The organism is Kitasatospora sp. NPDC022785, assembly GCF_055561295.1.
The window spans coordinates 96778-106521 of sequence record NZ_JBVHHB010000033.1 but is presented as its reverse complement, the minus strand read 5'-3'; the positions used below and the strand labels follow the sequence as shown (position 1 = coordinate 106521).

The window sequence follows — 9744 nt, the reverse complement described above, 5'->3', positions numbered from 1 at the left end:
ATATCTGGCGTTGACTTTTGGCACGCTGTTGAGTTCTCAAGGAACGGACACTTCCTTCGGACCGCCTTCCAGCGGGCCCTCCGGGCGCTTCGTTCGTGTTTCCAGCCTAGCAGATGTTTTCCGCTCCGTTTTCCGGCGCTTTTCGCATCTGAAATCTGCTGTTAACCGTCGACTTGCGGCGACTCGACCAACCATAGCGGGTCCCGCGCTGGATCGCGAACCGGACCGCGCCTGGCATCACCCGGTCGGAGGCATGATTTGTTGCTCTCGCGAGCATATACAGCAATGGTCCCGATTCGCCAAGATGCCTGTAGAGTGCGGCGCATCGGTGAAGAGGACTAGACCACTGTCGGTCGCTGAGATGTCGGCCGAGTTGGGTGGACGGGGCGTGCTTCTTCGCCCGGGAATGTCAGCAGATGTCCGAAGTTGACATGATTTAGGCTTCAGCCGATGTCCTGCCGCAGCTCGCGGCCGCTCGCTGTACTGCGCACTTGGGAGGCTCAACCATGACCACTGTGACGTCGCCGCTGACCGGCCGTGTCGTCGGGCTCGCCGGCGTGCCCGATCCGGTCTTCTCGGGCGCCATGGTCGGACCCGGCACCGCGATCGACCCGGTTCGCCGGCCGACCGAGGCCGTGGCCCCGGTGGACGGTGTCGTCGTCTCCATGCACCCGCACGCGTTCGTCGTGGTGGACGCGGACGGGCACGGTGTGCTGACGCACCTCGGGATCGACACCGTCCAGCTGAACGGCGAGGGGTTCGAGCTGCTCGTCAACAAGGGCGACACGGTGACCCGCGGCCAGGCCGTCATCAAGTGGGACCCGGCCGCCGTCGAGGCCGCCGGGAAGTCTCCGATCTCGCCGATCGTCGCGCTGGAGGCTGCGGCCGACTCGCTCGGCGGACTCCGCGAGGACGGGGAGGTCGCCCTGGGCGACGCCCTGTTCAGCTGGAGCTGACCTCTTTCTTTGCGACACACCCGCCCCGCCGCACTCGACGGGGCGGCCCGGCACACAGCGGTACCCGGCGGGGCCGCTTCTCTCAGCGGAGACAGTGACTATGGAGAAGACGCTGCGCGGCGTGGGTGTGAGCCACGGGGTCGCGATCGGCCAGGTGCGGCACATGGGGACGGCGGTGCTGGAGCCGCCGGCCACCCAGATCCCGACCGAGGACGCCCCCCGTGAGCAGGCCCGCGCCCAGGCGGCCGTCGAGGCGGTGGCCGCGGACCTCACCGCTCGCGGCAACCTGGCCGGCGGCGAGGCCCAGGCCGTGCTGGAGGCTCAGGCGCTGATGGCGCAGGACCCGGAGCTGATGGCCGACGTCGCGCGCCGGATCGCCGTCGGCAGCAGCGCCGAGCGCGGCGTCTACGACGCCTTCGCCGCCTACCGTGCGCTGCTGGCGTCGGCCGGGGACTACCTGGCCGGCCGCGTCGCCGACCTGGACGACGTCCGCAACCGCATCGTGGCGCGGCTGTTGGGCGTGCCGATGCCGGGTGTGCCGGACAGCGACGAGCCCTACGTGCTGTTCGCCCGGGACCTGGCGCCGGCCGACACGGCGCTGCTGGACCCGACGCTGGTGCTCGGCTTCGTGACCGAGGAGGGCGGGCCGACCAGCCACAGCGCCATCCTGGCCCGGGCCATGGGCGTGCCGGCCGTGGTGGCGCTGCCGGGGGCGACCGATGTCCCCGAGGGCACCGTCGTCGCGGTGGACGGCAGCTCGGGCGACGTGCTGGTGGAGCCGTCGCAGGAGAAGCAGGACGAGCTGCGCCGGATCGCCGCCGAGCGCAAGGCCGCGCTTGCCGCGTCCTCCGGTCCGGGGCAGACCTCGGACGGGCACCGGGTGCCGCTGCTGGCCAACGTGGGCGGCCCGGCCGACCTGCCGGCCGCGCTGGAGGCCGGGGCCGAGGGCGTCGGGCTGTTCCGGACCGAGTTCCTCTTCCTGGACGACTCGGCGAAGGCGCCCAGTGAGGAGAAGCAGGTCGAGGCGTACCGCAAGGTGCTTGAGGCGTTCCCGGAGGGCCGGGTCGTCGTCCGGGCCCTGGACGCGGGCGCGGACAAGCCGCTGGACTTCCTGACCCCGGCGGACGAGCCGAACCCGGCGCTCGGTGTGCGCGGTCTGCGCACGCTGCTGGAGCACCCCGAGGTCTTGCGGACCCAGCTGCGCGCGCTGGCCAAGGCCGCCGAGGGCCTGCCGGTGCACCTTGAGGTGATGGCCCCGATGGTGGCCGACCGCAAGGACGCCAGGGACTTCGCGGACGCGTGTCGTGAGGCCGGGCTGAGCGCCAAGTACGGCGCGATGGTGGAGATTCCGTCGGCGGCGCTGCGGGCGCGGTCGATCCTCCAGGAGGTGGAGTTCCTCTCGCTGGGGACCAACGACCTCGCCCAGTACACCTTCGCCGCCGACCGCCAGGTGGGTGCGCTGGCCCGGCTGCAGGACCCTTGGCAGCCCGCGCTGCTGGACCTGGTCGCGTTCTCGGCCGAGGCCGCGCAGATCACCGGCAAGAGCTGCGGTGTCTGTGGCGAAGCCGCCTCCGACCCGCTGCTGGCCGTCGTCCTGACCGGTCTCGGTGTCACCAGCCTCTCCATGGGCGCGGCGTCGATCCCGTACGTGCGGACCGCGCTGGCCAAGTACACGCTGGCGCAGTGCCGCCGGGCGGCGGAGGCGGCGCGGGCCGCGGACAGTGCCGAGGGGGCACGGGCCGCGGCGCAGCAGGTGCTGTCCGGCGAGTAGCAGCACGAGTCGCCCTCCGCGCGAGCGGCGGCAGCCGGAGATGTCGAAGGGGCGCCCCCGCCGTCCGGGGGCGCCCCTTCGTCGTACCCGGATCAGGCCTGGCGGTCGCGGCGGAGCTGCTCGAAGAACCGCAGATGGTCGAGGTTGTCGACGGATCCGGGGTTGACGGCCTGCTCCAGCGGGGTGCCGGAGAGCAGGCGCTTCACCGGGACCTCGATGCGCTTGCCGGTGAGGGTGTGCGGAAGGCCGCGGACGGCGATGACCTCGTCGGGGACGTGGCGCGGGGAGAGTTCGGTGCGCAGCGAGGTGCGGATGCGGCCGGTCAGGTCGTCGTCGAGGGTGGCGCCGGGGGCGAGGACGACGAAGAGCGGCATCCAGTACCCGCCGTCGGGCTCCTCCAGGCCGATGACCAGGGATTCGGCGATCTCGGGGAGGCGTTCGACGACCTCGTAGATGTCGGAGGAGCCCATCCGGACGCCCTGGCGGTTGAGGGTGGAGTCGGACCGGCCGTGGATGACGACGGTGCCGCGCGAGGTGACGGTGATCCAGTCGCCGTGGCGCCAGACTCCGGGGTACATGTCGAAGTAGCTGTCGTGGTACCGGGCGCCGTCGGGGTCGTTCCAGAAGCCGGTGGGCATGGACGGGATCGGCTTGGTGACGACGAGTTCGCCGACGGCGTCGGTGAGCGGGCGGCCCTGGACGTCCCAGGACTCGACGGCGGCGCCGAGGCAGGGGGCCTGGATCTCGCCGAGGTGGACGGGGAGGGTGGGGACGCCGCCGACGAAACAGGAGCAGACGTCGGTGCCGCCGCTGACGGAGGCGAGCCAGACGTCGTCCTTCACCTCGTCGTAGATCCAGCGGAAGCCGTCGGGCGGGAGCGGGGAGCCCGTGGTGCCGATGCAGCGGACGGCGGAGAGGTCGAGGTCGCGGCCGGGGTGGAGGTCGGCCTTGCGGCTGGCGATGACGTAGGCCGCGGAGGTGCCGAGGACGGTGGCACCGGTGCGGGCGGCGACCGACCAGAGGGCGCCGGTGTCGGGGTGGCCGGGGCTGCCGTCGTAGGTGACGATCGTGGACCCGGTGAGGAGGCCGGCGAGGAGGAAGTTCCACATCATCCAGCCGGTGGAGGTGTACCAGAGGAAGCGGTCGTCGGGGCCGAGGTCGAGGTGGAGGCCTGCCTGCTTGAGGTGTTCCAGCAGGATGCCGCCCTGGCTCTGGACGATGGCCTTGGGCAGGCCGGTGGTGCCGGAGGAGTAGAGGACCCAGAGCGGGTGCTCGAAGGGGAGGGGTTCGAAGACCGGCTCGACCTCGTCGGCCACCAGGTCGTCCCAGTGCAGGGCGCCCTCGGGGGCGGGGCCGCCGAGCAGGGGGACGTGGACGACGGTGTGCAGGGTGGGGAGCTCTCGGCGGAGTTCGGCGACGACCTCGGTGCGGTCGTGGTCCTTGCCGCCGTAGTGGTAGCCGTCGACGGCGAAGAGGACGGCGGGTTCGATCTGCTGGAGGCGGTCGAGGACGCTTCGGGCACCGAAGTCGGGAGCGCAGCTGGTCCAGACGGCGCCGACGGCGGCGGTGGCGAGGAGGGCGACGGCGGCCTGGGGGATGTTGGGCAGGTAGGCGCTGACGCGGTCGCCGGGGCCGATGCCGCGGGCGCGCAGGGCGGCGGCGAGGGAGCCGACCTGGCGGCGCAGCTCGCCCCAGGTGAGCGCGACCGGGTGGTCGGTGGTCTCGTCGAGGTGGAGGATGGCGGGCTTGTCGGCGTTGGCCCGGTCCTCGGCGGTGCGCAGGGCGTGCTCGGCGTAGTTGAGGCGGGCGCCGGGGAACCAGCGGGCGCCGGGCATGGCCGGGTCGGCGAGGACGGCGTCGGGGGCCTGGGTGAAGCGGACGTCGAACCACTGGGTGACGGCGGTCCAGAAGCGGTCGAGGTCTTCGGTGGACCAGGCGTGCAGGTCGGCGTAGCGCCGGGCGGCCTGCTGGTCGTCGTCGGCGGGGGCGAGCGGTGCGGCCGGGGCGCCGTGGTGTTCGGCGGCCCAGGCCTGGAAGGCCACGAGCGTGGTGGCGGCGGCGCGAGCGGGGGTGGGGCGCCAGAGCGGCTGGTCCTGGGGTGGGGTGCTCACGGTGGTGGTCTCCCGGCCGGTGGATGGGACGGGGGTGCTTGTGGCAGGGCCCGTCCGGTTGGGGCTGTCGGTGCAGACCCTGCCATGTGATCGCCCGGTGCGCCAGGGTCTGCCCCGGGGGTGCGGGCCTGGTCAGCCCGGTGCCGGTGGCCGGTCAGCGCGGCGGGAACTCGCCGTTGAACCAGGCTCGGGAGACCCGGGTGTGGAAGGCGAAGACGAGTGGGGTCTCCGGGGTGGCGAGCTGCCAGCCGTCGGTCTCGTCGGTGGGCTTGGACGGCGGGAGTTCGGCCAGCGGGCGGGCGGGGAGCAGGCCGAAGAGGCAGAGGAAGCCGCCGTGGGTGTCGGAGTCGGTGGCGACCAGCGTGACGTCGGCGGCGTCGGCCGGGATGCCGGTCTCCTCGCGGAGTTCGCGGACGCAGGCCTGCTGCCAGCTCTCGCCGTAGTCGATGTAGCCGCCGGGCAGGGCGAGTTCGCCGTATCCGGGCTCGATGGTGCGGCGGATGACGACGAGGCTGGGCTCGGCGCTCTCCTGGGTGACCGGGAGGAGGGTGACGACGACGGGCAGCGGGTTGCGGTAGCTGATCTCGGAGCAGCCCGGGCAGGTGCGGGGCCAGGCCTCGGTCCCGGGCGGGTAGGGCGCGCCGCACCAGTGGCAGTGGGAGTTGGGCCGGTTGCTCGTCCTGCTCACCTCTTGAGTGGTCATGGCCGGATGGTAGTGCCGCCGGGTGGCCGGCGGCAGCGCTCCGCCGATCTTGGTCGGATCGTCCCGGGCGGCGTTCGCCGGCGGGCCGGTACTGGGGCCTGTCGGAGGGCGCAGGGAACGGGGCCGGTGGCGCCGGTCAGCGGATCTCGTCCTCGCGGGTGGGGCGGAGGAGGGCCGGGTGGAGGAGTTGGGCGTCGCCGGCGCAGTAGTTGCGGGCGCGGGGGCCGCCGCGGGCGCCGCCGCGCTCGGTGGTGGTGCCGGTGCTCTCGACGAAACCGGGGACGGAGAGGACCTTGCGGTGGAAGTTGCCGGGGTGGAGCTTCTCGTCCCAGACGGCCTCGTAGACGGCGCGCAGCTCGGGGATGGTGAAGTCGTGCCGGAGGAAGGCGGTGGCCAGCGGGCTGTACTCGATCTTGGCCCGGGCCCGGTCGAGGCCGTCGGCGAGGATGCGGGCGTGGTCGAAGGCCAGCGCGATGGGGGCGGGCCGGCCGTCGTCGGGCTCCTCGGTGTGGGGCTGCCCGGTGTCGGGCTGCCCGGCCTCGGCGGAGGGGCCGGCGGGCCCGTCGACGCCACCCCCGTGGGTGTCGACGGGCCCGCCGGCGGCTGGTGACCGGCCGGTGGGCGGCCGGAGGTCGAGGGCGGTGACGGGGTGCCAGGCGGCCGTCGCCGCGTCCGAGCCGGCCTGAGGATCCGGCAGGTCGGGGGCGAAGGCCAGGTAGGCGACCGAGACGACGTGCATGCGTGGGTCCCGGTCGGGCGCGCCGTAGGTGCCGAGCTGTTCGAGGTGGATGCGGCTGAGGGCGGCTTCGGCGTCGGAGCTGCCGTGCAGTCCGGTCTCCTCGGCGAGCTCACGGGCGGCGGCCTCGTCGAGGCCCTCCTCGCCGGCCCGCAGGAAGCCGCCGGGCAACGCCCAGGAGCCCTGGAAGGGCGGGCCCGCGCGCTCGACCAGCAGGACGTGGAGGCTGCCGTGGCGCAGCGTCAGTGCGACGACGTCGACGGTGACGGCCACCGGGGTGTAGGCGCGTGGGTCGTAGGCGGCGAGCCACGCGCGCTCGTCCATGCCGGCGGTGACGGGGGGCTGCTCCACGGCCATGGCCGGCTCCTTTCCGGGGTGGCGCCCGGTACGGCGTCGTCGTTCTCGGGATGAGCACAACGTAGCGAGCCGTTGACTCTGCGGCAAATGGATTTCCGGGAGGCCCGTTCGGGCCGTCTTCTAGGCTGTGGCCAGGAGCTTTGCCCGAGGACAGGTCTTGGAGGCCGTCATGCCCGCCACTCCCCCGCCTGACTTCGCCGCGGCGGTGGCCGCCGGTCCGCTGGTGCTGGACGGCGGGATGTCGAACCAGTTGGCGGCGGCCGGGCACGACCTGTCGGACGCGCTGTGGTCGGCGCGCCTGCTGGCGGACGCTCCGGAGGCCGTGGTGGCCGCGCACCGGGCGTACTTCGCGGCGGGGGCGGAGGTCGCGATCACCGCGAGCTACCAGGCGAGTTTCGAGGGTTTCGCGCGGCGCGGGCTGGGCCGGGCGGAGGCGGCGGGGCTGCTGGCGCGCAGCGTGGAGCTGGCGCGGGAGGCGGCACGGCAGGAGGGGGCACGGCGGGACGGGGCGGGCCGGCCGCTCTGGGTGGCGGCGTCGGTGGGCCCGTACGGGGCGGTACTGGCGGACGGGTCGGAGTACCGGGGGCGGTACGGGCTGACGGTGGGCGAGCTGGAGGCGTTCCACCGGCCGCGGCTGGAGGTGCTGGCGGCGGCCGGGCCGGACGTGCTGGCGCTGGAGACGGTCCCGGACGCGGACGAGGCGCGGGCGCTGCTGCACGCGGTGCGCGGGCTGGGGGTGCCGGCCTGGCTGTCGTACAGCGTGGCGGGCGGGCGGACCAGGGCCGGGCAGCCTCTGGCGGAGGCGTTCGCCCTGGCCGCGGAGGCGGACGAGGTGGTGGCGGTGGGGGTGAACTGCTGCACACCGCAGGACGCGGACCGGGTGGTGGCGCTGGCCGCGCGGGTGACCGGCAAGCCGGTGGTGGTCTACCCGAACAGTGGCGAGTCCTGGGACGCCGGGGCCCGGGACTGGCGCGGCGGTGCGACGTTCCGTGCCGACCGGGTGGGCGGCTGGCTGGCCGCCGGCGCCCGGCTGGTGGGCGGCTGCTGCCGCGTCGGCCCGTCCGAGATCTCCGCACTGACCGCCGAGGTGACGCGCGGCCGGCGCTGAGATTACCGAGGGGGAAGGTGCACGGACGGGGGGCGGCCTGGCAGACTCATCCCGTTACCACTGCGGTCGACATTGTCGACCGCCTGTCAGCCCGGAGGTACCGAATGCCCGGCCCGATCCAGTCGCTCTCCCGGGCCGCCGCGATCATGCGCCTGCTGGCCGGCGGTGAGCGCCGCCTGGGCCTGTCCGAGGTCGCGACGGCGCTGGACCTGGCCAAGGGCACCGCGCACGGCATCCTGCGGACCCTCCAGCAGGAGGGGTTCGTGGAGCAGGACCCGGAGAGCGGCAAGTACCAGCTGGGCGCGGAGCTGCTGCGGCTGGGCCAGAGCTACCTGGACGTCCACGAGCTGCGCGCCCGGGCCCTGGTCTGGGCGGACGACCTGGCCAGGGCGTCCGGCGAGACCGTCTATCTCGGGGTGCTCCACCAGCAGGGCGTCCTGATCGTGCACCACGTCTTCCGGCCGGACGACACCCGGCAAGTGCTGGAGGTCGGCTCGATGCAGCCGCTGCACTCCACCGCGCTGGGCAAGGTGCTGCTGGCGTACGACCCGGTGGCTCGCGGCGAGCTGGGCGACGGGCCGTTCGAGGGGTACACCCCGCGGACCCTGACCGAGGCGGCCGACGTGGACGCGGAGGCGGCGCTGATCCGCGAGCGCGGCTGGGCGGACTCCGTCGAGGAGACCTGGGACGGCGTGGCCTCGATCGGCGCGCTGATCCAGGACCGGCGGCGCAACCCGGTGGGCGCGGTCTGCATCAGCGGCGCGGTGGAACGGGTCTGCGAGGACGGCTTCGTCAAGCCCTCGCTGGTCGCCTCCGTGCGCAGCGCCGCCCGGGCGATCTCGCGGGACCTGGGGGCCGGGCGGTTCTGACGCCGCCGTAGGTCCGGCGAGTCTGTGCCGGAGATCCGACGTTCACGCTGAGGCGCGGACAGGCGCGATGCCTGTCCGCGCCTTAGCGTTTTGTCCGTATGTGGTGCTAACCGATCGGTCACCAGGAGTGAAGGGTCACAGCTGCGTAACCCGGCCTTGACGTGAAGGCGACCCGGGGAGGAAGCTTCCGCATGACGGTCGACATTGTCGAACGATGGCCGAGCGAACCTCTCCCACAAAGCGCTCACCCGCACAGTGATCGCTCGGCCTCCTGCCCCCACCCCCGCACCTCCGGGCCATATGGACAAGGGAGTCTTTGTGTCCGCGTTCTCCACCGGCGACATCTTCGTCGGCGAAACCCTCGGCACCGCCGCCCTGATACTTCTCGGCGGCGGCGTCTGTGCCGCTGTGACTCTCAAGAAGTCGAAGGCCATCAACGCCGGCTGGCTGGCGATCACCTTCGGCTGGGGCTTCGCCGTGATGATCGCCGCCTACATGTCGGCCCCCAAGTCCGGCGCGCACCTCAACCCGGCCGTGACCCTGGCCCTCGCCGTCAAGTCCGGCGAATGGAGCGACGTCCCCGTCTACCTCGGCTCGCAGCTGCTCGGCGCGATGATCGGCGCCGTTCTCGTCTGGGCCACCTACCTCGGCCAGTTCCAGGAGAACAAGGAGCCGACCCTGGGCATCTTCGCGACCGGTCCCGAGATCCGGAACCCCGTCCAGAACCTGCTCACCGAGATCATCGGCACCTTCGTGCTCTGCTTCGGCATCCTCACCCAGGGCGTCAACACCAGCCTCGCCGACTCGGGCCTCGGCATCCTGATCGTCGCCTTCACCGTCGTCGGCATCGGCCTCTCGCTCGGCGGCCCGACCGGCTACGCCATCAACCCGGTCCGTGACCTCGGCCCGCGCATCGTGCACGCGCTGCTGCCGATCCCCAACAAGGGCGACTCGGACTGGTCCTACGCCTGGATCCCGGTGGCCGGCCCGGTCGTCGGCGGTCTGCTGGCCGGTGGCCTGTACAACGCCATCTTCTAAAGCCACGGCCGAATATCCGCAGCCAGGCTTCGCGCCACCCGAGCACGGGGACTGACCGGACAGTCAGACCCACCCACCCGAACCCCCATTCTTGA

At 72.8% G+C, this 9744-nt stretch carries 8 protein-coding genes; 5 read left to right on the top strand and 3 right to left on the bottom strand.

All coding sequences use genetic code 11. The features are described from left to right. The first annotated feature begins 506 nt into the window (after positions 1–506). The gene (locus ACZ3YO_RS35545; protein WP_465551266.1) at positions 507–956 is read left to right on the top strand and encodes a PTS sugar transporter subunit IIA; all 450 of its coding nucleotides are present in this window, start codon (positions 507–509) and stop codon (positions 954–956) included. 100 nt (positions 957–1056) lie between these two features. Continuing rightward, on the top strand, positions 1057–2727 hold the full coding sequence (gene ptsP / locus ACZ3YO_RS35540; RefSeq protein ID WP_465577811.1) for a phosphoenolpyruvate--protein phosphotransferase: 1671 nt from the start codon (positions 1057–1059) through the stop codon (positions 2725–2727). A gap of 92 nt (positions 2728–2819) precedes the next feature. Here the strand turns inward: ptsP and ACZ3YO_RS35535 are convergent, their stop codons facing one another. The 3 genes from ACZ3YO_RS35535 to ACZ3YO_RS35525 all read right to left on the bottom strand — a co-directional run bounded on the left by ACZ3YO_RS35535 (position 2820) and on the right by ACZ3YO_RS35525 (position 6634). Continuing rightward, on the bottom strand, positions 2820–4838 hold the full coding sequence (locus ACZ3YO_RS35535) for an acetoacetate--CoA ligase (protein WP_465577809.1): 2019 nt from the start codon (positions 4836–4838) through the stop codon (positions 2820–2822). Between the two features lie 154 nt (positions 4839–4992). Next, the gene (locus tag ACZ3YO_RS35530; RefSeq protein ID WP_465577808.1) at positions 4993–5541 is read right to left on the bottom strand and encodes an NUDIX domain-containing protein; all 549 of its coding nucleotides are present in this window, start codon (positions 5539–5541) and stop codon (positions 4993–4995) included. 136 nt (positions 5542–5677) lie between these two features. Next, on the bottom strand, positions 5678–6634 hold the full coding sequence (locus ACZ3YO_RS35525; RefSeq protein ID WP_465577806.1) for an NUDIX hydrolase: 957 nt from the start codon (positions 6632–6634) through the stop codon (positions 5678–5680). A 169-nt stretch (positions 6635–6803) separates the two neighbouring features. Between ACZ3YO_RS35525 and mmuM the strand changes: the two genes are divergently transcribed. The 3 genes from mmuM to ACZ3YO_RS35510 all read left to right on the top strand — a co-directional run bounded on the left by mmuM (position 6804) and on the right by ACZ3YO_RS35510 (position 9649). Beyond that, positions 6804–7742 carry a homocysteine S-methyltransferase gene (gene mmuM, locus ACZ3YO_RS35520; protein ID WP_465577804.1) on the top strand — a complete coding sequence of 313 codons (939 nt, stop codon included), beginning with the start codon at positions 6804–6806 and terminating at the stop codon, positions 7740–7742. Positions 7743–7846: 104 nt separating this feature from the next. Next, positions 7847–8611: an IclR family transcriptional regulator gene (locus tag ACZ3YO_RS35515; RefSeq protein ID WP_396324888.1), complete on the top strand. Its 765-nt coding sequence runs from the start codon at positions 7847–7849 to the stop codon at positions 8609–8611. A 318-nt stretch (positions 8612–8929) separates the two neighbouring features. After that, positions 8930–9649, top strand: coding sequence for an MIP/aquaporin family protein (locus tag ACZ3YO_RS35510; RefSeq protein WP_465577801.1), 720 nt, complete (start codon positions 8930–8932; stop codon positions 9647–9649). Positions 9650–9744 lie beyond the last annotated feature (95 nt).

Excerpts from the sequence above, each read along its gene's own strand:
- ACZ3YO_RS35545 (WP_465551266.1), top strand. The coding sequence starts at position 507 with ATGACCACTGTGACGTCGCCGCTGACCGGCCGTGTCGTCGGGCTCGCC.
- ptsP (WP_465577811.1), top strand. The coding sequence starts at position 1,057 with ATGGAGAAGACGCTGCGCGGCGTGGGTGTGAGCCACGGGGTCGCGATC.
- ACZ3YO_RS35530 (WP_465577808.1), bottom strand. The coding sequence starts at position 5,541 with ATGACCACTCAAGAGGTGAGCAGGACGAGCAACCGGCCCAACTCCCAC.
- ACZ3YO_RS35525 (WP_465577806.1), bottom strand. The coding sequence starts at position 6,634 with ATGGCCGTGGAGCAGCCCCCCGTCACCGCCGGCATGGACGAGCGCGCG.
- mmuM (WP_465577804.1), top strand. The coding sequence starts at position 6,804 with ATGCCCGCCACTCCCCCGCCTGACTTCGCCGCGGCGGTGGCCGCCGGT.
- ACZ3YO_RS35515 (WP_396324888.1), top strand. The coding sequence starts at position 7,847 with ATGCCCGGCCCGATCCAGTCGCTCTCCCGGGCCGCCGCGATCATGCGC.